26 protein-coding genes are annotated in these 26,952 nt (G+C 60.5%); 11 read left to right on the top strand and 15 right to left on the bottom strand.

Translation table 11 applies throughout. The features are described from left to right. Positions 1-90: 90 nt before the first annotated feature. Positions 91-1,140, top strand: a complete 1,050-nt coding sequence (locus ACFE72_RS01015) for a hydroxyacid dehydrogenase (protein WP_375411178.1) — start codon at positions 91-93, stop codon at positions 1,138-1,140. A 138-nt stretch (positions 1,141-1,278) separates the two neighbouring features. Here the strand turns inward: ACFE72_RS01015 and ACFE72_RS01010 are convergent, their stop codons facing one another. From ACFE72_RS01010 to ACFE72_RS00995, 4 genes are read right to left on the bottom strand one after another with little or no spacing between them, the layout of a single operon-like run. Beyond that, positions 1,279-2,421 carry an ABC transporter substrate-binding protein gene (locus tag ACFE72_RS01010; protein WP_375411177.1) on the bottom strand — a complete coding sequence of 381 codons (1,143 nt, stop codon included), beginning with the start codon at positions 2,419-2,421 and terminating at the stop codon, positions 1,279-1,281. A gap of 30 nt (positions 2,422-2,451) precedes the next feature. Beyond that, positions 2,452-3,177 carry an ABC transporter ATP-binding protein gene (locus ACFE72_RS01005; protein WP_375411176.1) on the bottom strand — a complete coding sequence of 242 codons (726 nt, stop codon included), beginning with the start codon at positions 3,175-3,177 and terminating at the stop codon, positions 2,452-2,454. Beyond that, positions 3,174-4,946 carry an ATP-binding cassette domain-containing protein gene (locus ACFE72_RS01000; protein ID WP_375411175.1) on the bottom strand — a complete coding sequence of 591 codons (1,773 nt, stop codon included), beginning with the start codon at positions 4,944-4,946 and terminating at the stop codon, positions 3,174-3,176. The genes ACFE72_RS01005 and ACFE72_RS01000 overlap by 4 nt, the downstream gene beginning before the upstream one ends. Further along, positions 4,943-5,980, bottom strand: coding sequence for a branched-chain amino acid ABC transporter permease (locus ACFE72_RS00995; RefSeq protein WP_375411174.1), 1,038 nt, complete (start codon positions 5,978-5,980; stop codon positions 4,943-4,945). Before ACFE72_RS00995 ends, ACFE72_RS01000 begins: the two co-directional genes overlap by 4 nt. 227 nt (positions 5,981-6,207) lie before the next feature. Here ACFE72_RS00995 and dusA point away from each other — a divergent pair, with 227 nt between their 5' ends. Further along, complete coding sequence (dusA, locus tag ACFE72_RS00990; RefSeq protein ID WP_375411173.1) at positions 6,208-7,206, top strand: tRNA dihydrouridine(20/20a) synthase DusA; 999 nt, start codon at positions 6,208-6,210, stop codon at positions 7,204-7,206. Here dusA and ACFE72_RS00985 read toward each other — a convergent pair. From ACFE72_RS00985 to ACFE72_RS00970, 4 genes are all read right to left on the bottom strand, one after another. After that, positions 7,203-7,715, bottom strand: a complete 513-nt coding sequence (locus ACFE72_RS00985; protein WP_375411172.1) for a TIGR02281 family clan AA aspartic protease — start codon at positions 7,713-7,715, stop codon at positions 7,203-7,205. The genes dusA and ACFE72_RS00985 overlap by 4 nt on opposite strands. 25 nt (positions 7,716-7,740) lie before the next feature. Next, positions 7,741-7,947, bottom strand: coding sequence for a DUF1289 domain-containing protein (locus ACFE72_RS00980; RefSeq protein WP_375411171.1), 207 nt, complete (start codon positions 7,945-7,947; stop codon positions 7,741-7,743). A gap of 45 nt (positions 7,948-7,992) precedes the next feature. Then, on the bottom strand, positions 7,993-9,600 hold the full coding sequence (locus ACFE72_RS00975) for a sensor histidine kinase (protein WP_375411170.1): 1,608 nt from the start codon (positions 9,598-9,600) through the stop codon (positions 7,993-7,995). A 183-nt stretch (positions 9,601-9,783) separates the two neighbouring features. Then, positions 9,784-10,653, bottom strand: coding sequence for an NAD(P)-dependent oxidoreductase (locus ACFE72_RS00970; RefSeq protein WP_375411169.1), 870 nt, complete (start codon positions 10,651-10,653; stop codon positions 9,784-9,786). A gap of 192 nt (positions 10,654-10,845) precedes the next feature. Between ACFE72_RS00970 and ACFE72_RS00965 the strand changes: the two genes are divergently transcribed. From ACFE72_RS00965 to ACFE72_RS00950, 4 genes are all read left to right on the top strand, one after another. Further along, positions 10,846-11,235, top strand: a complete 390-nt coding sequence (locus tag ACFE72_RS00965) for a VOC family protein (protein ID WP_375411168.1) — start codon at positions 10,846-10,848, stop codon at positions 11,233-11,235. 69 nt (positions 11,236-11,304) lie between these two features. Beyond that, a complete protein-coding gene (locus ACFE72_RS00960; protein WP_375411167.1) occupies positions 11,305-12,429 on the top strand; it encodes an Mrp/NBP35 family ATP-binding protein in 1,125 nt (374 codons plus the stop codon). A 191-nt stretch (positions 12,430-12,620) separates the two neighbouring features. Next, positions 12,621-13,709, top strand: coding sequence for a TRAP transporter substrate-binding protein (locus tag ACFE72_RS00955; RefSeq protein WP_375411166.1), 1,089 nt, complete (start codon positions 12,621-12,623; stop codon positions 13,707-13,709). A gap of 168 nt (positions 13,710-13,877) precedes the next feature. After that, entirely contained in the window at positions 13,878-14,963 is a 1,086-nt protein-coding gene (locus ACFE72_RS00950; protein WP_375411165.1) for a TRAP transporter substrate-binding protein, read from the top strand. A 58-nt stretch (positions 14,964-15,021) separates the two neighbouring features. Here the strand turns inward: ACFE72_RS00950 and nhaD are convergent, their stop codons facing one another. The 6 genes from nhaD to ACFE72_RS00920 all read right to left on the bottom strand — a co-directional run bounded on the left by nhaD (position 15,022) and on the right by ACFE72_RS00920 (position 21,212). Next, on the bottom strand, positions 15,022-16,302 hold the full coding sequence (gene nhaD / locus ACFE72_RS00945) for a sodium:proton antiporter NhaD (RefSeq protein WP_375411164.1): 1,281 nt from the start codon (positions 16,300-16,302) through the stop codon (positions 15,022-15,024). A gap of 21 nt (positions 16,303-16,323) precedes the next feature. Next, entirely contained in the window at positions 16,324-17,928 is a 1,605-nt protein-coding gene (locus tag ACFE72_RS00940) for a TRAP transporter large permease subunit (RefSeq protein ID WP_375411163.1), read from the bottom strand. Continuing rightward, a complete protein-coding gene (locus ACFE72_RS00935; RefSeq protein WP_375411162.1) occupies positions 17,925-18,464 on the bottom strand; it encodes a TRAP transporter small permease subunit in 540 nt (179 codons plus the stop codon). Before ACFE72_RS00935 ends, ACFE72_RS00940 begins: the two co-directional genes overlap by 4 nt. A 298-nt stretch (positions 18,465-18,762) precedes the next feature. Then, a complete protein-coding gene (gene moaA / locus ACFE72_RS00930) occupies positions 18,763-19,797 on the bottom strand; it encodes a GTP 3',8-cyclase MoaA (RefSeq protein WP_375411161.1) in 1,035 nt (344 codons plus the stop codon). Positions 19,798-19,914: 117 nt separating this feature from the next. Beyond that, entirely contained in the window at positions 19,915-20,373 is a 459-nt protein-coding gene (locus ACFE72_RS00925) for a hypothetical protein (RefSeq protein ID WP_375411160.1), read from the bottom strand. A gap of 143 nt (positions 20,374-20,516) precedes the next feature. Beyond that, positions 20,517-21,212 carry an HAD-IA family hydrolase gene (locus ACFE72_RS00920; RefSeq protein WP_375411159.1) on the bottom strand — a complete coding sequence of 232 codons (696 nt, stop codon included), beginning with the start codon at positions 21,210-21,212 and terminating at the stop codon, positions 20,517-20,519. 177 nt (positions 21,213-21,389) lie between these two features. Between ACFE72_RS00920 and rpiA the strand changes: the two genes are divergently transcribed. Genes rpiA through gor form a run of 3 tightly spaced genes read left to right on the top strand, consistent with a single transcriptional unit; the run spans position 21,390 to position 24,088 of the window. Beyond that, complete coding sequence (gene rpiA, locus ACFE72_RS00915) at positions 21,390-22,088, top strand: ribose-5-phosphate isomerase RpiA (RefSeq protein ID WP_375411158.1); 699 nt, start codon at positions 21,390-21,392, stop codon at positions 22,086-22,088. 24 nt (positions 22,089-22,112) lie between these two features. After that, a complete protein-coding gene (locus ACFE72_RS00910; RefSeq protein WP_375411157.1) occupies positions 22,113-22,664 on the top strand; it encodes a DUF2059 domain-containing protein in 552 nt (183 codons plus the stop codon). A gap of 29 nt (positions 22,665-22,693) precedes the next feature. Beyond that, positions 22,694-24,088, top strand: a complete 1,395-nt coding sequence (gene gor, locus ACFE72_RS00905; protein ID WP_375411156.1) for a glutathione-disulfide reductase — start codon at positions 22,694-22,696, stop codon at positions 24,086-24,088. 9 nt (positions 24,089-24,097) lie between these two features. Here the strand turns inward: gor and ACFE72_RS00900 are convergent, their stop codons facing one another. Next, positions 24,098-25,003 (bottom strand): alpha/beta fold hydrolase, encoded by a 906-nt coding sequence (locus tag ACFE72_RS00900; protein WP_375411155.1) that lies wholly within the window; start codon positions 25,001-25,003, stop codon positions 24,098-24,100. A 169-nt stretch (positions 25,004-25,172) separates the two neighbouring features. Here ACFE72_RS00900 and ACFE72_RS00895 point away from each other — a divergent pair, with 169 nt between their 5' ends. Together ACFE72_RS00895 and ACFE72_RS00890 are read left to right on the top strand one after the other, a co-directional pair. After that, the gene (locus ACFE72_RS00895) at positions 25,173-26,561 is read left to right on the top strand and encodes a class II 3-deoxy-7-phosphoheptulonate synthase (protein ID WP_375411154.1); all 1,389 of its coding nucleotides are present in this window, start codon (positions 25,173-25,175) and stop codon (positions 26,559-26,561) included. A 1-nt stretch (position 26,562) separates the two neighbouring features. Further along, positions 26,563-26,916, top strand: coding sequence for a diacylglycerol kinase (locus tag ACFE72_RS00890; protein WP_375411153.1), 354 nt, complete (start codon positions 26,563-26,565; stop codon positions 26,914-26,916). Positions 26,917-26,952: the final 36 nt, after the last annotated feature.

Raw genomic sequence — 26,952 nt, 5'->3', positions numbered from 1 at the left:
CCGGGCATCCACGTCTTGTAGGTCGTGCAGAAGCAAAGACGCGGATGGCCGGGACAAGTCGGCCATGACGCATAAAAAGGTTCAGAGAGAATGTCCGCCAACAGCAAGCGCGTGTTTTACGTCAAATATCTGGCGCACCCGATCTACACCGAAATATTGCAGGCGCGTCCCGACGTGCGGCTCGACCGGCTCGAAAATGAAAGTCCCGACGACGTTGCGGCACCCATTGTGGCTGCGGCGCATGCCTATCAGATCGGTGCGGCGCGCGACGAACTTGCCGGACATTTCCATGTCGATCGTGACCTGCTGAAGCGGGCGCCAAACCTGCTGATCGTTTCCAGCAATGGCGCGGGATTCGATCCTGTCGACGTCGATGCCTGCACGGCGGCGGGCGTTGTAGTGGTCAACCAGTCCGGCGGCAATGCGCATTCGGTGGCCGAACATGCGCTGGGGATGATGCTGACGCTTTCGAAGCGCATCACCGAAGCGGACCGCGCCTTGCGCCGCGATCCGAATGTCAACCGCAACGCGTTGATCGGCACCGAAGTGCAGGGCAAGACCGTCGGTATTATCGGCATCGGCAATGTCGGCCGACGTATCGCCGAATTGTGCAGCGGCCTGCTCGGCATGAAGGTGCTGGCTTATGATCCATATCTTTCAATGGCGGAAATTGCTGCGCGCGGCGGCGAAATGGTCGAACTCGATGAACTGCTGCGCCGTGCAGACTACGTCTCCATCAGCTGCCCGCTGACCAAGGACAATCGCGGCATGATCGGCGCACGCGAATTCGCACTGATGCAGCCGCAGGCGTACTTCATCACCACCGCACGCGGCTTTATTCATGATGAAGCGGCGTTGTTCGATGCGTTGCGTGACAAGAAAATTGCCGGCGCGGGCCTCGACGTCTGGGCAAAAGAGCCGCCGCCGCCGGACCATCCGCTGCTGCAGTTCGACAACGTGCTGGCTAGTCCTCATACCGCGGGTGTGACCAAGGAGGCTCGCGCCAACATGGGCCGTATCGCCGCCGAGCAGATGCTCGGCACGCTCGATGGCCAGCGGCCGCCGCGGATAATCAATCCGGAAGTGTGGCCGGAATATTCGAAGCGGTTCGAGCGGGCGTTTGGGTTCGTGCCGGGATAAATGCGGACGTCTGCTCGAAAACGAAGTGCTTTTCGTCATGGCCGGGCTTGTGCCGGCCACCCACGTCTTTTTTGCCAATCGCCAAGACGCGGATGCCCGGCACAAGGCCGGGCATGACGATATCCGATTTTTTCGTTTCTACTTTACCAGATGGAACGCGCCGTCCTTTACTTCGATCACAAAGGCCGAGCGCTCGTCATAGCCGTTGTGATTATCCGGCGTCATGTTCGATAAGCCGTTGTTCAGCGCAAAGTCCCTTGTCTTCTCGATTTCGTCGCGCAACGCGGCGCGAAACTCCGGCGTACCGGGTTTTGCGGCCTTCAGCGCGGCCGGGATCGCGCGTTCCACGTGCGACACCGAATCCCACAGGTGCGCGCCAAAAATCGACGGGATGTTGCCGTTCGCGGCCTTGTAGGCATCGATGAAGGCCGTCGTAGGTTTTCGGAACGGACTGTCCGCCGGCAGGTCGTTGACGACCGTGAATGCCTCGCCCGTAAAAATAGCGCCGTCGACATCCTTGCCGCCGAGCTTGATGAATTCTTCGGTGGCGACGCCGTGGGTCTGGAAGATCGGCCCTTTGTAGCCGCGTTCGCGCAACGCTTTCTGCGGCAGCACCGCCGGCGTGCCGGCCGAAGCGACGAACACCGCATCGGGTTTGGTCGCGAGGACCTTCAGCACCTGTCCGGTGACGCTGGCGTCGCTGCGGGCGTAGACCTCGTGCCCGGTCAGGGTGATGCCGAGTTTCGGCGCAGCCTCATTCAGCACCTTGTAATAGCCTTCGCCATAAGCGTCGGAAACGCCGATATAGCCGAGGGTCTTGACCCCGGTCCTGGCAATATATTTCAGGATCGCGTTGGCCATGATATCGTCGTTGGGTACCACCTTGAACACCCATTTGCGCTTGTCATCCATCGGCGAAACCAGGATGGCGGCGGCGGCCAGCGACATCAGCGGAGTTTTGGATTCGGCAGCGATATCGATCAGCGGCAGGCTGACCGGGGTCAGCGACGAGCCGATCAGCACGTCGACCTTTTCCTCGGTAATGAGCTTGCGCGCGTTCTGCGCGCCCTTGGTCGGATCGGATTCATCGTCAAGCGCGAAATAGGTAATCTTCTGTCCGGCGATTTCCTTGGGCAACGCCGCCACCGTTTTGCTCTGCGGCTGCCCAAGGGCCGCACCCGGTCCGGATGCGCTCATGGTGATGCCCACTTTGATCTGCGCTTGCGCGCTGCCGAGGCCGACCAGGGTGGCCAGCACGATCATCCAACTCTTGCGTAACATTCGACGTTCTCCCTTCTGGTTGTTGTAACGTTAGTACTCGTTGCCGCCGAGGCCGAGATAACTTTCGACCAATCGCGAATCCCTGGAGATTTCTGCCGGCGACCCCTGCGTGGTGATCGCGCCCAATTCCATCACGTAAGCATAATCGGCGACCTCGAGCGCGGCCCGCGCATTTTGCTCGACCAGCAGAATCGAGACGCCGGTTTTGCGCAGATCCGTCAGGATATGGAAGACATCGCGCACGATTTTCGGCGCCAGCCCCAGGCTGGGTTCATCAAGCATCAGCAGCGTTGGCCGCGCCATCAGTGCGCGCCCCATCGCCAGCATCTGGCGTTCGCCGCCGGACAGCGTACCGGCCAGTTGGTGCCGCCGCTCCTGCAGCCGCGGCAGGCGTGCATAAACCTCGTCCAGCGTCTGCTTGCGTTCGGCACGCGGCCGCCGGAAGCCGCCCAGCAGCAGATTGTCCTCGACCGGCATGTCGGCGAACAGTTCGCGGCGTTCCGGCACAAGGCAGAGGCCAGCCTGCACGCGGCTCTCCAGCGGCACCGAATTGATTTCTCCGCCGCGGAATTTGATATGGCCGCGCGCGCTTAAAAGTCCCATGACGGCATTGAGCAGCGTGGTCTTGCCGGCGCCGTTGGAGCCGATCACCGTGACCAGCGCACCCTTGGTCACGGCGATGGAGACGTCATGCACCACCTGCGCCCGCCCGTAGGACACGCAGAGATCACGGACATCGAGCAGCGCTGCTGTCACGACACGCCTCCGAGGTAAGCTTCGAGCACGACGGGATCCTGGCGGATCGCGGAGGCAATGCCTTCGGCGATCTTGGTACCGAAATCCAGCACCACCAACCGGTCGGCGAGGCTCATTACAAAGTCCATGTCGTGCTCGACCAGCAGCACGCTGATGCCTTCGCTACGGACTTCCCGTAGCAGCCGGGCCAATGCTTTCTTCTCGCCGACGCGCAGACCTGCGGCCGGCTCGTCGAGCAACAGCAGTACCGGATTGAGACACAATGCGCGTGCGACTTCGACCAGCCGCAATTGGCCCAGCGCCAGCGTGCCTGCCGGCTTGAACGCAACATCGGCAAGACCGACGCGGTCGAGCTGGCGCCGCGCATTGGCAAACAGCAGCGCTTCCTCGGCACGATCGAGATTGAGGATCGCGCGCACCAGGCCTGCGCTGCCGCGCAGGTGCGCGCCGAGCGCGACGTTCTCGATCACGCTCATGTCGGCGACGATTTCCACATGCTGAAAAGTGCGTCCGAGCCCGAGCATTGCGGCGCGCTGCGGGGTTTGTGCCTGCAATGCGTGGCCCTCGAATTGAATATGCCCCGAGGTAAGCGGCAGCACGCCGGTAATCAGGTTGAAGGTGGTGCTTTTTCCGGCGCCGTTCGGCCCAATCAGACCGATAATCCGGCTGCTTTGCACCTCGAAACTCACGTCGTTGACCGCGACCAATCCACCAAATGCCTTGCGTGCGGATTGTGCCTGCAGCAGCGGCGTTCCCGGTTCCGGCAGCGGACGATCGGGCAGGCGCCGATCGTCGCGCGGCGCCGGGGGCGTTGGCGCCGGTGGCGGCCCAAACAGGATCGGCCACAATCCATTGGATGCGAATTGCAGGATCAGCACCAGCACCGCACCGAATGCGATGGCTTCGAAATTGCCGGTATTGCCGACCAGCCATGGCAGGAAATTCTGCAACTGGTCGCGCAATACCGTAATCCCGGCGGCGCCGAGAATGGCGCCATAGACGCGCCCGGCGCCGCCCAGCACCGCCATCAACAGATATTCGGTGCCGGCGCTGATGCCGAACGGCCCTGGCGACACCGAGCGCTGGAAGTGCGCGTAGAGCCATCCGGCAAGGCCCGCGAGCATCGCGGCGTAGACGAACACCATCAGCTTGGCGCCCGCGGTATTGACGCCGAAGGCTTCGGCAGCGCGGGTAGAGCGCCGCAGCGCGCGGATCGCCCGGCCGATCCGGCTGCCGAGCAGGTTCTGGGTGGCGGTCACCGCAAGCACGACGGCGAGCCACACCACCACAAAATATTCACTGGGATCGAACAGCGCATGCGCGCCAATCCGCAATGGCGGGATTCCGGGAAGTCCGTCATGGGCGCCGAGCCAGCCGATATTTCCGAACAAATAAAAGAATGCAATGCCCCATGCGATGGTGCCGAGCGGCAAATAATGGCCGGACAGCCGAACCGTGATCGCCCCGATCAAGCCTGCGGCGATCATGGTCACGGCCAGAGAGGCGGGCAGCGTCAGCCATGGCGAGACGCCGAAATGCACGGTCAAAGCCCCGGTGGTGTAGGCGCCGAAGCCGACAAAGGCGGCTTGTCCGAACGACGTCATGCCCCCGACGCCGGTCAGCAGCACGAGACCGATCGCGACCAGGCTCGAGATGCCGATGTAGTTGAACAGCGTGACCCAATAATCCGGCATCAGCCCGGTGAAAGGCGCGATCAGGATTCCCAGCGCACAGATAATCGGGATCAACGGCCGCCAGGACAGCTTCATTCCGTCTCCTCGGCATGCGGCGCGTACACCGAGCGCCATGCCAGCACCGGAATGATCAGCGTGAACACCAGCACTTCCTTAAAACTGCTGGCCCAGAACGAAAACAGTGCTTCGGCAAATCCGACCGCCAGGGCTGCGAGCACGGTCAGCGGATAGCTCACAAGACCGCCCAATATCGCTGCAACAAACGCTTTCAATCCGATCAGAAAGCCGCTGTCATAGAAGACGGTCATCAACGGGCCGACCATGGCGCCCGACACGGCGCCCAGAAGGGCGGCCAATGCGAATGCGATCTGCCCGGCGGCCGAGGTCGGGATTCCGACAAGGCGCGCGCCGATGCGGTTCGACGAGCAGGCCCGCAGCGCTTTGCCAAGCAGCGTGCTTCCGAAAAACAGCGCAAATATCACCAGCAGCAGCGAGGTGACGATCAGCACCGCTACGCTCTGGCCGGTGACGACGAGATCGCCGAGCGCAAAGGAAACCGAAGAGAGCGGGGCGGTGCCGGTGCCCTCAGGTCCGAAAAACAACAGACCAAGCCCCATCAGCGAAAAATGCACGCCGAAGGCAGCCATCAGTAGAACCAGCACGCTGGAATGAGCGATCGGTTCGAACGCGATGCGATAGATCATCGGGCCCATCGGCGCGATCAGCGCAATCGCAAGCAGAATGTTGGACGCTTGGCCGAGTTTGAGCGGCGCCACCGTTCGCGTGAGCAGGAGTAGCACAATCGGCAGCGCCAGATCGAACAGAACAATTCTCAAGACGCGGCGGACGGTCAGTTCCCGGAAATGTCTTATCAGTTCGGACGCCGCCGCGAGGCCTCCCAGCGCCAGCAACAGCCAGGGCGTTGACGGCATTTTTCCGTTTTCGAGTGCGGCGATGGTCAGTGCCGTGAACGCGACAAATTCGCCCTGCGGCACCAGGATAACCCGCGTCACCGCGAACACCAGCACCGTCGCAATCGCCACCAGCGCATAGACTGCGCCGTTGATGATGCCGTCCTGCAGCAGGAACAGGAAAATGGTTGCGTCCACGCGCGTCCCCCGGGGCCAACGTCCTTTTAGCCCGCTTCCCGGACCGACGCTCTTAGGCTTCCGGCTGAAATTAACTGACCGCTCGGTCAATTCAAGTGCTTAGTTGGCTGGCGCGGTCGAACACGCTGCAGGATTACAAGCTGACTTATCGTGCGGCCGGGCGTAGAGAAGGGTTGTCATCGCGCGCCACGTCTTCCAGCTTTGAATGAAATTGAGCAGAACGTAAATTGTTGAAATTACAGGACTATCGCTTCTCAGTCGCTCCGATGATGGACTGGACCGACCGGCATTGCCGCGTCTTCCATCGCCTGACGACGCGGCGTGCAACACTTTACACCGAGATGCTGACCACCGCCGCCATCATCCATGGCGATCGCGCGCGTCTGCTCGGATTTGACGCCAGCGAACATCCGGTGGCGCTTCAGCTTGGCGGTTCGAATCCGCCTGACCTCGCAGCAGCAGCGAAAATCGGCGAGGATTTTGGCTACGACGAGATCAATCTGAATGTCGGCTGCCCGTCGGATCGCGTAAAGGATGGGCGTTTCGGCGCCTGCCTGATGGCGGAGCCGGACCTTGTCGCGGAGGGCGTTGCCGCCATGAAGCAGGCGGTACGCATTCCCGTCACGGTGAAATGCCGGATAGGCATCGACGACCAGGATCCGGAACTGGCGCTCGATACGCTGGCGCGGCGCGCCATGGCGGCGGGTGTCGATGCTCTGATCGTTCACGCCCGCAAGGCCTGGCTGAACGGATTGTCGCCGAAGCAAAACCGCGACATCCCGCCGCTCGATTACGACCGGGTGTACCGATTGAAAGCGGCCTTGCCGAGCGTGCCCGTCATCATCAACGGCGGCATCACCGGCATCGCCGCGGCGAAGCGGCATCTGAAGCATGTCGATGGCGTGATGCTGGGACGTGCGGCCTATCAGGAGCCGTGGCGGTTGCTGGCGGCGGATCCTGAGTTGTTCGGAGAACCCGCGCCGTACCCGACCATGAAACACGTGTTTGAAGCCATGATGCCCTATATCGAGGATCAACTCGCGCGCGGCATTCGACTGCATTCAATGACGCGGCATTTCGTCGGCGCCTTTCACGGCGTGCCGGGCGCGCGCGCGTTCCGTCGCCACCTGGCCGAGAATGGCGTGAAGCCCGGCGCCGGCGTCAGTGTCCTGCGTGACGCGATTGCGCGGGTCGACGATCGCGCTCCGGTTTCGATGGCCGCTTAGGGATAGCCGCGCAGCATCAACCGGTCGGCACGCACTTCCCAGCTTTCCAGCCGGTCCAGAAAGCTCATGCCGAGGAGGTTGGTTTTCATCTGGCCGCGCGGGACCACCAGCGCCGGGACCGAACGCTCCACAAGCTTGCCGATCGCGAGACGATCGAGCGTCAGCCGTGCCGCCCTGGTGTGACCGCCGGCAGTTTCGACGTCGACGTTGTAGTCGAGCAGTTCGAGCGGAAGTCCGGCGGCCTTCGCAGTTTCGTAAGTAAGAACAACCGAGGTCGCCCCGGTATCGATCACCATCGGCGCATTGACTCCGTTGATCTGCGCGCGCAAAGCGAATTCGCCGGTCAGCCCGCGTGCGACTTGCACGGCGCGCGTTGGCTGGGCGGCGCGTTTGCGCAGCATCTCCGAGACGGTATTGCTCGCCTGCTCGATCCGTTCGGGGTCGCCATAGGCCACTACGGCGCCTGCCGTAGCCGCCAGCATAAGAAGAACAAGCAGAAAGCGGCTCACGACAGGCTCCCGCGGAATGCGACGGTCAGCCGTCCTTTGCGGGGCGCGGAGCAAGCGCAGGCAGGCCCGCCTCGGCCATCCGCGCGGGCAAGCGTTGCATGATCGCGAGCCGCTCCGCACTGTCGATGCGATGCCACCGCGCAATCTCCGGCAACGTGCGTCCGCAGCCATGACAAAGGCCGGTGCTCGGATCGATCATGCAGACCGCAATGCACGGCGTCTCGATGCTCATTCAGCGAGTTTGATGCGGTTTCGATGGTTTGCGCAAGCGCCGGCATCACAACCCTGTTCCCGCGCTCATGATCGGCTTGTTGCGCGGCCGGCGCTTGTCATCGGCCGGCGGATGGGTATCCAACGAGTCGGGTTGCAGAGGAGGCGCTTCCTCGGCCATCGGCGCCAGCGCCGACATCACGCGCTCCGGCGGGAATGTGATGATGACCTCAGTGCCGATGCGGAGCTTCGATCTCAATGTGAACGTGCCGCCGTGCATGTCGATCAGGCTTTTTGCAATCGGTAAACCAAGGCCCGCGCCCTGTTCAGCCGATTTGATCGAGTTGGAACCCTGGCCGAACGATGCCAGCACAATCGGAATTTCTTCTTCGGCGATGCCGGACCCGGTATCCTTGACGCTGAGATACTGTCCGCCCGACGCGGTCCATCCGACTTTCAGCCAGATCTCGCCGCCTTGCGGCGTGAACTTGATTGAGTTCGACAACAGGTTAAGCACGATTTGGCGCGAGGCGCGCTCGTCGGCCCAGATTCGCGGCATGCCGTGCTCGAACACTTCGTGGATGGTAATGCCGCGGCTGGATGCGCGCAGCTTCAGCAAATGGTGGCAGTCGGCGACGACATGCACCAGTGAAACCGCCTCTTCGTTGAGTTCGTAACGCCCAGCCTCGATTCGCGACAAATCGAGAATTTCATTGATCAGATTCAACAGATGCACCCCGGAATTGTGGATGTCCGCGGAATAATCCTTGTAGACCGGCACCGCATGGCCGCCAAAGATCTCGCTCTTCATCACTTCGGAGAAGCCGAGGATCGCGTTGAGCGGGGTGCGCAGTTCGTGGCTCATCTGCGCCAGAAAACGCGACTTCGCGACGTTGGCGGATTCCGCGCGATGCCGGGCCTCGTCGGAGATCGCCTTGGCCTGTTCGAGTTCGCCGATCAGCGCGTCTTTTTCTGCGCGGGCCTCCAGCGTGGCCAGCGTCGTCGAATGCAGCTGGTGCGCCAGCAGGGCGAAATAGCCCTCCGCCGCGACCGCGAGCAGGGCCAGAACGTAGTTGTCGAACGTGCCACCGAGCACGAAATTCAACGCAATCGCGCAGGTCACCGGCGTGGTCGACGCAAGCGCTGCGATCGGCAGGCTGGCGGCCAGCATGCTCGATACCGCCACCACCAGCAGCATCAAGAACATCAGTAGTGTGTTGGAGATGATATCGCCGCCGGCGGGATGAATCAGGATTGCCATCCAGCACAGACCATAAAGCAAATCGAGCAGAACAAATCGTCTCCGCCATCTGCGTGTATCGGTGGGCGAGGGCGCTTCGTTTAGAAACTTGGCGCAGTTACGGATGATCACGGCGTGAATGCAAAATATCCCGCAGGTCCAGGCCGCTGCCGAGATCGGCTCCAGCCAGAGGCCGAACAGCAGGCCGGTCGCCACCACCAGCAGCATCACCACATATGACGCCGACATCCGGGTTTGCGCATATTGTCGAAGCAATTCGCGGTCGAACGCGGGACGGGTTCCACTGCTCGACGTTAACCGGTCGCGGGCCTCACGCACCCGTTGGGCGGCGGCGCGGCGGTTGCGTGGCGGCGCTGCGATCGGCTGTTCGACCGGAAGCTGGACAACTTCAGGTCTATCGGCGGGTTTACTCATCAGACAACAACAATCCTACGCGCAGCCGCGCGCGCTTTTACTCCTGCTATCTCTGGCGCTAAATCATTAAGAGCTGCCTTAAACAGCCAAAGAATCGCGTTAACAAGAGGTTAAATTAACCTCTTGCGCGATATCATTCGCACGCGGCCGATGCACCGATCCAGCCGCGCCTTTCGACAAGAATCACCGCTCCAGACGGGCCAGCAGGCTCGACGTATCCCAGCGCTTGCCGCCCATCTTCTCGACCTCCGCATAAAACGCATCGCAGAGGGCCGTAACCGGAAGGCTGGCGCCGTTGCGCCGCGCTTCGGCGAGGCAGATCGACAAATCCTTGCGCATCCATTCGACCGCAAAGCCGAAATCGAACTTTCCGTCGTTCATCGTCTTATATCGGTTTTCCATCTGCCAGGACTGGGCCGCTCCCTTCGAGATGGTGTCGATCACGGCATGAACATCCAGGCCGGCTTTCTTGGCGAAATGAATTCCTTCGGACAGGCCTTCGACCAGACCGGCGATGCAGATCTGGTTGACCATCTTGGTCAACTGGCCCGAGCCCGCGGTTCCCAGCAGTTTGCACATTCTCGCATAGGCCGCGATCACGGGTTCGGCTTTTGCGTATGCGTCCGGGCTGCCGCCGCACATCACGGTCAGCGCGCCGTTTTCCGCGCCGGCCTGGCCACCCGATACTGGCGCGTCGATGAAGTTGAAACCGCGCTTGGCCGCCTCGGCGTCGAGCTCGCGGGCGACTTCGGCTGACGCCGTGGTGTGGTCGACGAAAACCGCTCCGGCCTTCATCCCGGCGAAGGCGCCCCCGGCGCCGGTCGTCACCGCGCGCAGGTCGTGGTCGTTGCCGACGCAGCACATGACGAAATCCTGGCCTTCGGCGGCGGCCTGCGGCGTCGAAGCGGTTTTTCCCCTGAATTTCTCCGCCCACGCCTGCGCCTTGGCCGTTGAGCGGTTGAACACGGTGACGTCATGGCCACCTTTTGCCATGAGATGCCCTGCCATGGGGAAACCCATGACGCCGAGACCGAGAAAAGCGACTTTGGCCATGTCAGAACCTTGAGGGTTGCGCCGGCATTGCTGCGGAACTGCCGAACGGTGTCTTTAAAGGGAGGTAGAGGCGGAAGCCGCAGCATAAACGCTGCGTCGCGAAGGGCAACGGGCTCGATTGCTGAGCATGCCCTGTTTTGTGCTAGAAGTGGCGGAAGACAGACAAGACTTCAAAACAAGGGAGCGATAGATATGAGCGTAGGCCTGCTCGATCATTTCAACATCCGGACCCGAAAACTCGCCGACACCGTCAGATTCTATGAGGATGTGCTGGATCTCAAGAGCGGCGACCGGCCGAACTTCAACTTCCCGGGAGCGTGGATGTACAGCGACGGCAAGCCGGTGGTTCATCTCGTCGATATTTCGAAGACGGACGAGCAGCAGAAACCGGATTCAGGCGTGGTGCACCATGTCGCCTTCGCAAGCCGCGGCTTTGCCGACATGAAACAGCGGCTCAAGTCCAAAGATCTGCCGTTCGACGTCCGTGAGGTGCCGGGCGTCGCCGTCTGGCAGATTTTTGTCACCGATCCCAACGGCGTGATGCTAGAACTCAATTATGAAATGGCCAACGAAAAGGCCTGACGCGGTATCCTTTCTTGCTGGTTCGCTCTATGTGTCCGGTCGAAGCACCGGGATTCCTGGAGATTTGGTTTGAGTGTGACGCAGCAGCAGGTTCATGAAGCCCTGGCCAAGGTGATGTCGCCGCGCGGCGCCGCTTTGACGGACGCGAATGTTCTGTCCGAGATCACCGTCAACGACGGCAAGGTGTTTTTCTCAATCAATGTCGACGCCGCCGAGGCTCACGCCTGGGAAAACGTCCGGGCCGAGGTCGAAGCCGCCGTGCGCGCTATTCCCGGTGTCACCGCGGCGATGATCGCGCTGACCGCCGAACGCAAGGCGGGAGCGGTACCGCCGCCGCATCGGCATGCGCAAGGCGTGCCGCACGTCTCCTCGCACCGTCCGCAGTCGGCATCGGGTTCGCCGATGTCGAAACAGTCGGATATTCCCGGTATTTCCGCGGTCATCGCGGTGGCGTCGGGCAAGGGCGGCGTCGGAAAATCCACCACCGCGCTCAATCTGGCATTGGGCCTGCGCGACCTCGGATTGCGCGTCGGCCTGCTCGATGCCGATATCTATGGGCCGTCGGTGCCGAGGCTGACCGGTATTCGCGAGAAGCCGCAACTCAACGACGCCAAGAAAATGCTTCCGATTAAGCGGTTCGGTCTTGCCGTGATGTCGATCGGTTTTCTGGTCGAGGAAGAGACCGCGATGATCTGGCGCGGCCCGATGGTGATGTCGGCGATCACCCAGATGCTTCGCGACGTGGTGTGGGGCACGCTCGACATCCTTGTGGTGGACATGCCGCCCGGCACCGGCGACGCCCAGTTGACCCTGGCGCAGAACGTGCCGCTTAAGGGTGCAATCATCATCTCGACGCCGCAGGACCTCTCGCTGATCGATGCCCGCCGCGGGCTTGCGATGTTCAAGAAGGTCAATGTTCCCGTACTCGGCATTGTCGAGAACATGAGCTATTTCCAATGCCCGCATTGCGGCACGCGATCGGATATTTTCGGCCATGGCGGCGCGCGGCATGAGGCGGAGCGGCTTGCGGTGCCTTTTCTGGGCGAAATCCCGCTGCACATGTCGATCAGAGCCACCTCCGATTCGGGAACGCCGGTGGTGGAAAGCGAGCCGGATGGACCTCATGCGGCGATCTACCGCGCAATCGGGGCCAAGGTTCGCGATCAGCTCCAGGGCGTCATTGCGGCAGCGTAAAGGCTCCCGAAAGCGCTGCATTCGCGGCATTCGACTTTCGTTTAATCTGCCGTCATTCCTTGGTTTCGTTTCCGCAACGAGATATCCATGTTAAAGACGCCTGCACCGGAGCGCCGTCGGTTGACGCGGATTCGCGTCGTCGCTGGAACGCGCTCCAGGAAATCCAAAAAAACCGCAAAGGAGATGCCTGAATGAAGCGTCGTGATTTTTTGAAAGTTACCGCAACCGGCGCCGCGGCGGCGGCGGTCGCCTCGCCGGCGATCGCGCAATCGTCGCCAGAGATCAAGTGGCGCCTGACCTCGAGCTTCCCGAAGTCGCTCGATACGATTTATGGCTGCGCCGAGCAGTTTTCGAAATACGTCGCTGAAATGACCGACAACAAGTTTCAGATTCAAGTCTTCGCGGCGGGTGAAGTCGTACCCGGCCTGCAGGCGCTCGACGCAGCCGCCAATGGCACCGTCGAGATGTGCCACACCGTCTCATATTATTACGTCGGCAAGGACCCGACCTTTGCGATCTATGCATCGGTGCCCTTCGGCCTCAACGCGCGCCAGCAGAATTCATGGTGGTACCAGGGCGGCGGCATGGAGCTTGGCAACGAATTCTTCGCCAAGCACGGCGTAATCGGTTTTCCCTGCGGCAACACGGGCACCCAGATGGGCGGCTGGTTCCGCAAGGAAATCAAGACGGTCGCCGATCTTTCAGGAACGAAGATGCGCATCGGCGGCATCGCTGGCCAGGTCCTGCAGAAAGTCGGCGTCGTACCGCAGCAGCTCGCCGGTGGCGACATCTACCCGGCGCTGGAGAAGGGCACGATCGACGCGGCCGAATGGGTCGGACCTTACGACGACGAGAAGCTCGGATTCCAGAAAGTTGCGAAGTATTACTACTATCCAGGCTTCTGGGAAGGCGGCCCGACCATCCATGCTTTCTGCAATCTGGAGAAATGGAATTCGCTGCCGAAGAATTATCAGGCCATCGTCACCAACGCGACCGCAAACGCCAATACCTGGATGGCCGCGCGTTACGACATGCAGAACCCGACCGCGTTGAAGCGTCTGGTTGCCGGCGGAACGCAGCTTCGGCCGTTTACCAACGAAGTGCTCGATGCATGCTTGAAGGCGACCAACGAATTGTGGGCCGAAATCTCCGCAAAGAATGCCGACTTCAAGAAATCCGTCGATGCGATGCAGGCCTACCGCTCCGACGAGTACCTATGGTGGCAGGTTGCAGAATACACCTTCGACAGTTTCATGATCCGCTCGCGCACCCGCGGCTGATTACGTCTTAAGTAGCGTGGCAAAAATCCGGCGTTCGCAAGAACGCCGGGTTTTTTTGCACGTGCAACCGGCAGTTCGTGATGGAAATCCCGGCCAGGATGTTCCATGCTCCGCTCAGGCCTCAACAAGAAGGCTGCATCAAACGCCGATTATCAGAGGGAGAGCTCAATGAAGCGACGAGACTTTATCAAGGTGACAGGCTTGGGCGTTACCGGCGCCGCCATCGCCGCACCGGCAATCGCGCAATCGATGCCGGAGATCAAATGGCGCATGACCACCAGTTGGCCGAAGTCGCTCGATACCCTGCATGGCGCCGCCGATCAGATGGCGAAGATGGTGGGCGAAGCCACCGACAACAAATTCCAGATCCAGACCTTCGCTGCAGGCGAAATCGTTCCCGGCCTCCAGGTGCTCGATGCCGTACAAAATGGCACCGTCGAGATGGGCCACACGGCGTCATACTACTACTTCGGCAAGGATCCGACTTTTACGTTTGGTTCGTCGGTGCCCTTCGGGCCGAACGCGCGCCTCAATCAAGCCTGGTACATGCTTGGTGGCGGCAAGGAACTCTTGAACGAATTTTACAAGGGGTACAACGTCACCTCCCTGCTCGCCGGCAATACCACCTGTCAGATGGGTGGCTGGTTCCGCAGGGAAATCAATACCGTCGACGACCTCAAAGGATTGAAATTTCGCATCGGCGGTTTTGCCGGCCGGGTGATGCAGAAGCTCGGCTGCGTCCCGCAGCAGCTTGCCGGCGGCGACATCTATCCGGCGTTGGAGAAGGGCACCATCGACGCGGCGGAATGGGTCGGTCCCTATGATGACGAAAAACTAGGCCTCTATAAGGTCGCTCCGCACTACTATTACCCGGGATGGTGGGAGGGCGGCCCCATGCTCCTTGCCATGGTCAACCTCGACAAGTGGAATGCGCTGCCGAAATATTACCAGAATGTTCTCGAGCAGGCCGGCCACTACGCCAACAACTGGATGATGGCAAAATATGATGCCGTAAATCCGACGGCGTTGAAGAAGCTGCTGGCCGGCGGGACCAAGTTGCATGCCTTTTCACCCGTCATCATGGAAGCGAGTTTCAAGGCGGCGAAGGAATTGCACAGCGAAGTCGCCGCGGGCAACGCAAACTTCAAAAAGGTCTACGAGTCGCTGACCGCCTTTTCCAACACCGGCTATCAATGGTTCCAGGTCGCGGAGGCCGGTTACGACAACTTCATGGCGCGTCGCTCGCAAAGTTGAGCCTCCGCGCGCAACGGTCGAAACCCGGAGCAATGCTTTGGGGTTTCGACCTGGTTGGTCAGTGAAGCAGGCTGTACTGGACGATGTAGACGGCCGCTCCGCTGAAATAACCCAGCAGTGCCAAGCCGCTGATACGTCTCACGTACCAGAAAAAGGAAATTTTTTCGAGACCCATGGCGGCCACGCCCGCTGCCGAACCGATGATCAGGATCGATCCGCCGGTACCGGCGCAGTAGGCGATAAATTCCCACAAGAAACTGTCGGCTGGATATTGGGTCAAGCTGTACATGCCCATGGACGCCGCCACCAGGGGAACGTTATCCACAAACGCGCTGAGCAAACCGAGCAAGACCACGATAACGTCTTGGCGCCCGACGTGCACATCCAGCCATTTCGCGAGCATGTCGAGAACACGACTGTGTTCCAGGGTAGCGACGGCCAGCAAGATTCCGATGAAGAAAATGATCGAACTCATGTCGATCCGCGTCAACGCGTGAACAAGCGTCAAATGCTGTTTTTCATCTTCTTCTTTATTCCGATGGATCAGTTCCCCGGCCGTCCAGAGGATTCCCAGCCCGAATAATATTCCGATAAAGGGAGGTAGATGGGTGACGGTCTTGAACGCCGGCACCATCACCAGGATGCCCAACCCCAGATAGAATATCAGATTGCGCTCGAAGATCCTGATCCGCGGCAGGTCGCTTTGCGCATCGCTCGGTGAAACAATGGCTTTGCCTCGCAGCAGATAACTTACGACAAACAGCGGAACGACGAGGTTGATCAGCGAGGCCACAAAGACCCCCTTGATGATGGCAAGCGGCGTGATCTGTCCTCCGATCCAAAGCATGGTCGTGGTTACATCGCCGATGGCCGACCAGGCCCCGCCGGCATTGGCGGCAATTACAATCATCGCGGCGAAGAACAAGCGGTCGCTCTGGTTTCCCAACAGCTTTTTCATCAGCGAGATCATGACGATCGTCGTCGTCAGATTGTCCAGTATCGCGCTCAGGAAAAAGGTTACGAAGCCGACGAGCCACATCAACGTGACTTGTTTCTTGGTTCGAATGATCGATGTGATTACTTCGAAACCGTTGTGAGCATCGATCACCTCGACGATCGTCATTGCTCCAATCAGGAAGAATACGATTTGAGCGGTTGAGGAAACCGACCCGTTGAGCTGTCGCTCCAACAGGGCGTGATCGCCGCTCAATGCTGCGTAAACCGTCCACAGCAGTCCGGCGCCGACCAGTGCGGATGCGGACTTGTTGATTTTAATGGCCTGTTCCAGCGCGACGGCAGTGTAAGCGACAACGAAAACGGTCACAATCACGCCTGACAATCCAGCCTCCTCGAAAGCAGACTAGTTTTTCGGCGGCGGACCAAAATCCAGCGGCGGAAGCTCCATTTGCGGAACCTCGATCTTGATCTTGTTAAGATCGACACTCAGCGGCTTGTCGAGCAGGCCGGTTACCGTAACCGGAAAAGCGATCACCAGCACGACCATGATCACTTGAAGTCCGATCCAGGGCATCGCGCCCCAATAGATATCGGAGCTCTTGACCTCTTTCGGCGCAACGCCGCGCAGATAGAACAGCGCAAATCCGAATGGCGGATGCAGGAACGATGTCTGCATGTTCACGCAAAGCATGACTCCGAACCAGATCAGTGCGGCATCCGGGCCAACGACCGGCGCCAGGATTTTCTGCGCGATCGGGGCGATCATCGGCAGGATGATGAAGGCGATCTCGAAGAAGTCGAGGAAGAACGCCAGGAAGAAGATGAACAGATTGATGAAGATCAGGAAGCCCCAAACGCCGCCGGGCAGGGATGTCAGCAGGTGTTCCAGCCATACGCCGCCGGAGACGCCGAGGAACACCACCGAGAAACAGGTCGACCCGATCAGGATGAAGGTGACCATGGTGGTAATGCGCATGGTCGTCTCGTAGCCCTGTTTGATCAGATCGCGCAGTTCGGGAATACGCACGGCCTCAAGGCAGATCCACACCACCGCGGCATAGGTGATGGCAAAGGCGAGCTTGAAGATCAGCCCCTCGGTCAGGAAGATACCGATGATGGTGCCGATACCGCAGGCGATGATACCGACGATCAGAACCTTGCGGCCTGCGCTGCTGAAATCCTTGCTGTGTATCGCCGCCAGCACGATCGCCCCGACCGCGCCCATGGCGCCGGCTTCGGTCGGCGTCGCCAGTCCCATCATCATCGTGCCAAGCACGACGAAGATCAGAACCGCAGAGGGAATGATGCCCATCAGACATTTGCGCCAGAGCGGCCAGCCGGTCAGCGTCAGTTCGGTGACCGGCACCGCCGGCACGTGATCCGGCTTTACGATGCCGAGCGCGAAGGTGTAGCCAGCAAACAGGACGATCTGAAAAACCGACGGCCCCCAGGCGCCCAGATACATGTCGCCGACCGACTTGCCGAGCTGGTCGGCCAGCACGATGAGCACCAGCGACGGCGGCACCAATTGCGTGATCGTCCCGGATGCCGCCAGCACCCCGGTGATGTAACGGATGTTGTAACCATAGCGCATCATCACCGGCATCGAGATCATGGCCATAGCGATGACTTGCGCCGCCACGGTGCCGGTGATGGCGCCGAGGATAAAGCCGACGATGATGACCGAATAGCCGAGGCCACCCCGGATCGGGCCGAACAGCTGCCCCATCGAATCCAGCATGTCTTCGGCAAGACCGCAGCGCTCCAGAATCGCTCCCATGAAGGTGAAAAACGGGATCGCCAGCAACAGCTCGTTCGAAAGCACGCTTCCGAATACGCGGCCCGGAATCGCCTGCAGAAAGTTAAGGTCAAAAAAGCCTAGATGGATCGAAAGAAAGCCAAACAAGAGCCCGACTGCGGCCAGCGTAAAGGCCACCGGATAGCCGATCAGCATCGCCAGAACCAGGCCGCCGAACATCAGCGGCGGCATCATCTCCAGCGTGATCATTGGGTAGGCCTCTCATATTTCGCATCGATCGTCACTTGGCCTTGAAGTGCCGCGATGCGTTTGATCACTTCGGAGACGCCCTGAAGTGCCAGCATCACGAACCCGAAGGGAACGACGAGCTTGATCGGCCAGCGGAGCAGGCCGCCGGCATTGCCGGACATTTCGCCGACCGCATAGGCCTGATAGAAAAACGGCCAGGACAGATAGCTGAGCAGCAGACAGGCAGGGATCAGGAAAAACAGCGTGCCGATCAGATCGAGCCAGAGCTGGCCGCGCTCGGAGAGGAACAGGTAGAAAATCTCGACCCGGACATGCTCATTGCGTTTAAACGTGTAGGCGGCGCCGAACATGACCAGAATGGCGAACATGTACCACTGCAGTTCCAGCCAGCCGTTCGAACTATAACCGAACGCGTAGCGTATCATGGCGTTGCCCGCGCTCACGATACAGGCGGCCAACACCAGCCAATTGCAAACGTAACCGATCTTTTCATTGAGCTGGTCGATCGCCGAGCTAACGGCCAATAGTGGGCGCATCGCATTCTCCCCGGCGCTCGCCATCAAAGCACGCCAAAAGCTTCAACGCGCATCGCGTCGCCGCAGCGCGGTGAACGCGCAGAGCCATGGCTCATCTGCAGGAGCGATTGCAACAATAGTCCCCCCATTTGCGCTTTTGCCGTCTTGACCGCACCCGTCAGGCGCAGCGGCTTGTCCAGCCAGCAAGCATGAAAGCGACCGCACCATTTCAGCGCCTCGTGACGGCGTCAATTGGAAAATGGACAAGTTGACGTGGGATCAAACGGTTGTGCGTCTTTCGTAGACCGCGCCCGAAAGCTCAGCCGCCGGTTACGCTCATATGGCGGCTGACACTGGGGCGGTTGTGCCGGCGGTCGATGATGAAGTCGTGGCCCTTGGGCTTGAGGCCGATGGCGCGATCGATCGCGGCGCTGAGCAGGTCATTATCGGCGGAAGCGCGCAACGGCTTGCGCAAATCGGCGGCATCCTCGTGGCCGAGGCAGGTGTGCAACGTGCCGGTGCAGGTGATCCGCACGCGGTTGCAGGATTCGCAGAAATTATGGGTCATCGGCGTGATGAAACCGAGTTGGCCGCCGGTTTCGCTGACATGGACGTAGCGCGCCGGACCCCCGGTATCGTCCTTCAGATCGGTCAGCGTATATTGGGTGGCGAGGCGCGCGCGCAGCATGGACAGCGGCACATATTGGTCGACGCGGCCCTCGCCGATGTCGCCCATCGGCATCACCTCGATCAGCGTCAGCGCCATGCCGTTGCCATGCGCCCATTTCATCAGCGCCGGTATCTCTTCCTCGTTCATGTTCTTCAACGCGACGGTGTTGATCTTGACCGCGAGACCTGCGGCGCGCGCAGCCTCGATGCCGGCCAGAACCTTGGCAAGATCGCCCCAGCGGGTGATGGCCCGGAATTTCGCGGGATCGAGCGTATCCAGCGAGACGTTGATCCGCCGGATACCGCAGTCCCGCAACTCGCTCGCAAACCGCGCGAGTTGCGATCCGTTGGTCGTCAGGGTCAATTCGCGCAGCCCGCCATTATCGAGATGGCGCGACAGCGAACGCACCAGCAACATCACGTTGCGACGGACCAACGGCTCGCCGCCGGTGAGCCGTAACTTCCGGACACCCTTGGCAATGAACGCCGAACACAACCGGTCGAGTTCTTCCAGCGTGAGCAGATCGGCTTTTGGCAAGAAGGTCATGTCTTCGGACATGCAATAAAAGCAGCGCAGATCGCAGCGGTCCGTGACGGACACCCGCAAATAGCTGATGGTCCGGCCAAACGGGTCGGTCATGGCCGAAGGCGGCGATCCGGGATGATTCAACGCGTCGAGGGTCATCTGATAAGCCTATAGCACTGTCGCAGCAGTTGCGACAGCGGGGCAGGCGCTCCGGTTTCATCTAGGCATGACGCGCCGCGCATGCAATCGGGGCAAAGGCCGATTGCGGCGTATCACCTAACGGGTAGGTGCCGCGGCGGGAGCTGCCGGTGTCGGGAATGGCGATGCAGCGGGTGCGGCGGCCGCGGACTTCGGTTTTTTCGGCCTCATCGGCTTTCGTATCGCCCTGGGCGGTGGCCCGGCCGGCTGCAGCTCGGCAACGACCGGATCCGGATCGACTGTCGTCGAGGCTGGAGTCGAGAAGTCGCCGGGAATACGGATCACCTGCACCGGGACGGTCAACGGCTGATATTTGTTCAGCGTGTAGGTGACGGTGAAGCTATCCGCCGCAGGCACGGAAACCGAGCAAGGCGTCTTGCAGCCCGGTCCGAGGGACGTGACCGCGTTGGCTCCCTGCGGCGCGGATTCAAGCTGGACGTTTACCAGAGGCGGCGCGGCCTTGAAGGCATCCATGGAGAACGAAGAACAACCGGCCAAACCAAGCCCTGCCACAGCACTCACGATGACACGATGCATGATCCATCCGTCATTTATTGCGGCTTACCGCACGATCCCGGACGGGACCATAGGAGTGTCATGACATCGGCGCAACCGCGCGGACGGGAATCGTTAACTGATGGTTAATACGGTAATCGTCACCTGCTAATTATATAGATTTATCAATAGTTTGATTGAGGCTGCCGTTCGGCTGCCAGATTATCCACCGCCGCCGGCAGGTCCCTCATATGGCCGATCAGGCGGTCAGGTTTGAGGTCCGCCATGGGAACCTCCGTATAGCCGAAATCGACGCCGACCACCGGCACATTCGCGCGCCGGGCGACGCCGACGTCGGTCCCGGCGTCGCCTACCATGATGGTCGAGGAAAGATGCCCGCCGGCACGCAGGACGGTCTGTTGCAGGATGGCCGGATCGGGTTTGGAAACTCCAAAAGTATCGGCCCCGCAGATCGCGGAAAAGCGCGAGCTCAAATTCAGCTTGTCGAGAAGCAGCTTCGACAGCCACTCCAGCTTGTTTGTGCAGACCGCAAATCGGCATCCACGCGCGGAAAGTTTGTCGAGTGCGTCTTCCAGACCTTCGAACGGACGAGACTCGTCGGCAATATGCGCCGCGTAATAATCTATAAAAATGCCGGTCAGCCGGTCGAGATCCCCTGGATCGACGTGGCGCCCGTCCACCTCCAATCCGCGCTCCAATAGTTTGCGGGCGCCGGCACCGATCATGTTACGAGCCGATTTCATGGGCACCGCAGGCAGACCTTCGCGGTCAAGAACAAAATTCAGCGCATTGATGAGATCCGGCGCCGTATCTACCAGCGTGCCATCCAGGTCGAATACAATGGTGCGCGAAAGCTCCATAGTGGATCGCTACCGGCCTCCGAGCAATCTTGCAAGTGGGAGGTTGCCGGCTGAGCACCGGTAGTTCCGTTGAAAATAGGCGTATAACCCTGTTCCTCATCGCAAAACGACGCTAGACATGCCGCGCGCCGGCGTGCTGGCAGGACGATCGGCAGGGTTTTTGGAGCATCGTCGCGCGTGACCATGGACGAACTGAAAAGACAGGCCGCGGCGCGGGCGCTCGAACATGTGCGCGACGGCATGAAACTGGGCCTCGGTTCCGGCTCGACCGCGAAGCACTTCGTCGAACTCCTGGGCGAGCGGGTCCGCGGCGGCCTGAATATCATTGGCGTGCCGACCTCCGAGGCAACACGTGCCGATGCTCAGCGTTGGGGCATCCCGCTGACCTCGCTGGACGACATCGACCGGCTCGATCTGACGGTCGATGGCGCGGATGAAATTGATCCCTTTTTCAACGTCATCAAGGGCGGCGGCGGCGCATTGCTGCGTGAAAAGATCGTTGCGGCGGCGTCGGATCGCATGATCGTGATCGCCGACGATTCCAAATTTGTCGAAACCCTCGGCCGCTTTCCGCTGCCGGTGGAGGTGATTCCGTTCGGCCTGTCGGCGACGCGGCGCGCGATGGCGCAGGTGTTTGCGGAAACCGGCGGTTCCGGGCAAATGGTGATCCGGAAAGCCGGGAATAGCCATGCTTTTGTCACCGATGGCGGCCACTGGATTATCGATGCCCATCTCGGTCGCATAGCCGATGCGCCGCGCCTGGCTGAATTGTTGAATTCGATACCAGGCGTTGTCGAGCACGGGCTGTTCATTGGTCTCGCCGGCATGGTGGTCTTGGCAGGCTCTCAGGGAATTCGGGTTGTTGAACGGCCGTAAGCGCCGCAATTGAGGAGAATCGCAATGAAATATCGTTCGCACGTCGTGGCTGCCGCAGGCGTTGTAATCGGACTGGCTTCGGCGGGCGCTTCGGTCCATGCGCAGCAACCTGCGCCCAAGCAGGCGGCACCCGCGCCGGCGCCGGCGCTCAAGCAAGCTTCGCCGGCAGCGCTGGCAGCTGCAAAAGAAATTCTGGCCATGAAGAATGCCAGTGCGATGTATCAGGCTGCAGTTCCCAACATCGTTGATCAGACCAAGAACGCGCTGCTGCAAAGCAATCTTAATTATCAGCGAGACCTCAACGAAGTCGCGGTAATTGTCGCTAAAAATCTCGCCGGCAAAGAGCAGGAAATCGGCGAAGGCATGGCCAAGATCTACGCCAACGAGTTTACCGAGCAGGAGTTGAAGGACCTGGTGACCTTCTACAAGTCTCCGCTCGGCCAAAAACTGCTGGCAACGGAGCCGCGGGCGATTCAGTTCAGCATGTCCTACATGAATCAATGGGGACAGGTCTTTGCCCAAACCGTCAATGAACAGTTCCGGGTCGAGATGAAAAAACGCGGCAAGGAGATTTAGCAGAACCTGGCCGCGCGTAGGGGAAGCAAATGGCTGATTTCGACGTCGACCTGTTCGTCATCGGCGGCGGGTCCGGAGGCGTACGCGCGGCGCGAATCGCCGCCGGATATGGCGCGCGGGTCATGGTGGCCGAAGAATATCGGATGGGCGGCACCTGCGTGATCCGCGGCTGCGTGCCGAAAAAACTCATGGTGATTGCCTCCCACATCCATCACGAAATCGAAGACGCGGCAGGCTTCGGCTGGACGATTCCTCAGGCCACATTCGACTGGCCGACGCTGATCGCCAACAAGGACAAGGAGATCGCGCGGCTCGAAGGCATTTACACCGCGAATGTCGAGAAATCCGGGGCGCGCATCGTCAAATCCCGCGCAGTATTCGAGGACTCGCACACGCTCCGTCTCGGCAGCGGCGAAACCGTCCGGGCAAAGTACATCATGATCGCCACGGGAGGTGCGCCCAATCACGGACCGGCCATACCCGGCATCGAGCATGTGATTTCCTCCGACGAGGTGTTTCATCTGCCGGACCTGCCCAAGCGCATCGTAATTCAGGGAGGGGGCTACATCGCGCTGGAGTTCGCCTGTATTTTCGCAGGCTTTGGCTCCAACGTGACGCTGACCTATCGCGGCGACAACATCCTGCGTGGCTTCGATGACGACGTCCGCGCACATGTACGGGCCGAGATGGAAAAGGAAGGCATCACTATCCTGACTGGTTGCACGATCAACAGGATCGAACGGGTGGACAAGCGGGGCGAGGAATTCACCACGCATTTGTCCAACGGTTCCAGCATTGCTTCCGACCAGGTGATGTTCGCGATAGGACGGCATCCGAATGTCGCCAATCTCGGCCTGGAAAAAGCCGGCGTTGCCATCAATCCGCGCAACGGCGGGATCGCGGTGGACGGCTTCTCCCGGACATCGGTGCCGAACATTTACGCGATCGGCGATGTCACCCATCGCACCAACCTTACTCCGGTCGCGATCCGCGAAGGACACGCCTTTGCGGATACGGTGTTCGGCAAGCGGCCGGTCGAGGTCGATCATAGCAATATTCCGACCGCGGTGTTCTGCCAACCGGAGGTTGGCACGGTGGGATTGACCGAAGCGCAGGCGAGGGCGCATTTCAGCCATGTCGATATCTACAAAACCGATTTCAGGCCGATCAAGTCGACGATGTCGGGCCGCGATACCCGCATCCTGATGAAACTGGTGGTCGACGGCACCAGCGATCGCGTCGTCGGCTGCCACGTGGTCGGGGACGGCGCCGCTGAAATCGTCCAGGTCCTTGGCATCGCCGTTAAAATGAAGGCGACCAAAGCCGACTTCGATGCCACCATGGCGTTGCACCCCACTGCGGCGGAAGAACTGGTGACCATGCGCACCCCAACCGCGCGCTATGTGCGGCAAGCGGCGGAATAGCGTCGGTCATTAATCCGCGGTCTGGATCCATTCCGCGGCACCCCGCCACAGCGTGTCGCGATGTTCTGGCTTGAAAAAACCGAAATGGCCGATGCGGGCGGTTCCTGCGTCGGCCGGCGTGATGGTCTGGACGTCAGGCTCGATCGAGGTAAATTCCCGGCACAACAGTTCGACCGCGGGCCGCGTCGCCCAAGGGTCGTCGGAAATGCATAGTGCCATCAGCGCTCCCTGGTATTTCGGAAAATTCGCGAGCGCCTCGAGATTGGGATCGTCGAACATGTAGCGTTCGTTTCTGACCCAGTTGGCCCATTCCAGAAACACGCCTTTTGGCAAATCGAGGCCAAGCCCGGCCCAGCCCGGCGCGTAGCCCAGCAGGTGGGTCAGCGGCACGCCGGCAAAATTCATCATCGCGTAGACGCGATATCGTTCCGGAGAGGCCATCAGCCGCCATGTTGCGGCCTGGGCTGCGACGAACAGCGCCCGCGACACTTCCGCATTATTGGAAAGCAGACCCAACGCCTGGCCGCCGAACGAATGACCGATATAATTGAGCGGCAGGGCGTTGTACCGCTCGCGCATCCAGGCCACCGCCGCGGTGACATCGAGCGCAGCCCATTCCGACATCGACGCCTTGAAGCCGACCAGCGATCGAGGCTGGCTAAAGTTGTTGAGCGATTTTCGCCGGGAATCCCCGGTGCCGCGGTAATCATAGGTTAGGACCGCACAGCCGCGCCGGGCCAGATAACTGGCTAATCCCCTGTATAGCTTGCGCGGCACGGCTGCGGCTGAATTGATCAGGACGGCATGCCGCTTGGCTCCGCGCGGCAGATAGAGCGTCGCCCCAAGCAGATACCGGTCCGCGGCGGGAAACGTAATGTCATCGATAAAAACGTCGTCCAGTCCAGCCTCGGTCACCGCGATTTTGCCCCCGGGTTCTTCGCGGCGCGCAGCAAAGGCGAATTTGGCTTTATCCGCAAGGGCTTGGTTCGAAAAGCGGAATTGCAACTGGCGGTCCGCCGCCGGTCTGTGTATAAACCGGCGCTTCTGTCACATAAGTAGCGGTTTTTGCTCAGGAGTTGATGTCATGTCCGAGCGGTGGACACCCGACGGCTGGCGCGCCAAGCCCGTGCTGCAGGTACCCGATTATCCCGATGCCAAGGCGTTGGCCGATGTCGAGGCGCAGCTTGCAACGTTTCCGCCGCTGGTTTTTGCAGGTGAAGCGCGCAATCTGAAAAAGGCGCTTGGGCGCGTCGCCAAAGGCGAGGCTTTCCTGCTGCAGGGCGGCGACTGCTCCGAGAGTTTCGCCGAGCACGGCGCCAACAACATCCGCGACTTCTTCCGCGTTTTCCTGCAGATGGCCATCGTTCTGACCTATGCCGGCGCGCTGCCCGTGGTGAAAGTCGGCCGCATTGCCGGCCAGTTTGCCAAACCGCGCTCGTCGCCGATGGAAAAGTTCAATGGCGTCGAACTGCCGAGCTATCGCGGCGATATCGTCAACGATATCGCGTTCACGCCGGAAGCGCGCACGCCTGATCCACGGCGTCAGATCGAAGCCTACCGGCAGTCCGCAGCGACTCTGAACCTGCTGCGCGCCTTCGCCAAGGGAGGCTATGCATCGGTCGACAATGTCCATCAATGGATGCTCGAATCGGTAAAGGGCTCGCCGCAGTCCAGGCGCTACATGGATTTGGCGGATCGGATTTCGGAGGCGCTCGACTTCATGCGTGCCTGCGGCCTGAACTTCGCCGTCGATTCGAACTTGGGCGTCACCGATTTCTACACCAGCCACGAAGCGCTGCTGCTGGGCTACGAGCAGGCCTTCACCCGGGTCGATTCCACGAGCGGCAGCTACTACGCGACGTCCGGCCACATGATCTGGATCGGCGACCGTACCCGACAGCTCGATCACGGCCATGTCGAATATTTCCGCGGCATCAAAAATCCGATTGGATTGAAATGCGGACCTTCGCTGAAGGCGGACGAATTGCTGAAGCTGATTGATGTGCTCAATCCCGAAAATGAGCCCGGGCGCCTCACGCTCATCAGCCGTTTCGGGGCAGACAAGGTCGGCGATCATCTTCCGCAGTTGGTCCGGGCCGTGAAGCGCGAAGGCCATACCGTGGTGTGGTCGTGCGATCCCATGCACGGCAACACCATCACCTCGACCTCCGGCTACAAGACCCGGCCGTTCGATCGCATATTGTCGGAGGTAAAATCGTTCTTCACCGTTCATGCGGCAGAAGGCACCCACGCCGGCGGCGTCCATCTGGAGATGACCGGGCAGGACGTGACCGAATGCATCGGCGGTGCGCGCGCCATCACGGACGAAGATCTCAACGACCGTTATCATACGGTGTGCGATCCGCGTCTCAATGCCGAGCAGTCGATTGACATGGCTTTCCTGATCGCCGAACTGCTCAAGCGGGAGCGCGGCGACAAGATGCAGCCGATGCCAACCGCGGCGGGACTGTGAATTGCTGCGATTTTGGCGCGCCACGCTCAACTCGAGGAACGGCCTCGCCTTTGCGTTCCGCTCCGAGCGGGCTTTTCGGGAAGAGGTGGTCGCGCTGGCGCTCGCCCTGCCTTTGGCGTCGCTGATTGGGACGACCGGAATGCGGCGGGTCGAACTGATTGCCGTCGTCGTGCTATTGATCGTGGTTGAATTACTCAATACCGCCATCGAGAAATTGGCCGACCGCGTGACCACCGACCATGATCCGCAGATCGGCCGGGTCAAGGACGTAGGTTCCGCGGCGGTCGGTGTCGCGCTGGTCATGGCTGGGATGTTCTGGCTGTTTGCCATCGCCGAACGCATTGGCGCCATCTGAAGCCGGCAATTGCAGTTCGTTTGCCCGCGAGGCACC

The organism is uncultured Bradyrhizobium sp. (genome assembly GCF_964252615.1).
Lineage (GTDB): Bacteria > Pseudomonadota > Alphaproteobacteria > Rhizobiales > Xanthobacteraceae > Bradyrhizobium.
The sequence above is the reverse complement of the archived record's forward strand: the minus strand, read 5'-3'. Positions and strand labels throughout refer to the sequence as shown.